Annotated in this window: 1 protein-coding gene; it reads left to right on the top strand. The window is 72.3% G+C overall.

Annotated elements, in window-relative coordinates; translation table 11 throughout:
- The coding region (locus CJZ86_RS16390; protein WP_143594198.1) for a DUF4912 domain-containing protein at positions 1 to 839 on the top strand (839 nt) is incomplete at both ends.

The raw sequence follows: 839 nt of genomic DNA, 5'->3' as shown, positions 1-839 counted from the left end.
GCCGCCGAGACCCGCGTCGTCTTCCTGCCCCGCGATCCCCAGTGGGCCTACGTCTTCTGGGACATCTCCGAGGACGACCGCAGTGACGCCCTCCATGCCGGCGCCTCCCAGCTCTGCCTGCGCGTGGCCGATGTCACCGGCCTGGCCGGCGGTTCCGCCCACCCCCACACCCTTCAGGAGGTGGTGGTCGACAGCCATGCCACCGAGTGGTACCTGCCCGTCCCCCTCTCCGACCGCGACTACCGGGTCGAGCTCGGCTACCGCAAGGGCGGTGGCGGCGGCTGGATCTCCCTGGCCTTCTCCTCGGTCGCCCGGGTGCCGTCCCTGCATCCCTCCGAGCAGATCCTCGACCAGTTCGTCCCCTTCTCCCTCGACGCCTTCCCCTCCACCACCGCCAGCCTGCCCGCCCCCGCCGAAGCGGTGGATTCCGGCCTGCACGAGCGGCTGTACCAGAGCGCGACCAGCCAGTGGCGCCGTCTGGGCCGCGGATCCGAGGCTTTCCACGAGATCGATTCCGCCGCCGGCCTCGAGGGCGGTGGGGAATTCTCCGCCTCCGGCGCCGGCCCCTGGGCCTCCGGCCGCAGTGCCTCGGGCATCGGTGGGGTGGCCCCCCGCCAGCGCTCCTTCTGGCTGGTGGCCGATGCCGAGCTGATCGTCTACGGCGCCACCGATCCGGCCGCCCGCCTCAGCATCGGCGGTGAGGAGGTGCCCCTCTCGGCCGACGGCACCTTCCGGGTGCAGGTGCCCTTCCGCGACGGCCAGCAGCTCTACCCGATCGAGGCCCTGGCGGCCGATGGCGAGCAGAAGCGCAGCATCACCATGGAGTTCCGGCGCTCCAC

Source organism: Synechococcus sp. BO 8801 (genome assembly GCF_002252675.1).
Lineage (GTDB): Bacteria > Cyanobacteriota > Cyanobacteriia > PCC-6307 > Cyanobiaceae > Cyanobium.
The sequence above is the reverse complement of the archived record's forward strand: the minus strand, read 5'-3'. Positions and strand labels throughout refer to the sequence as shown.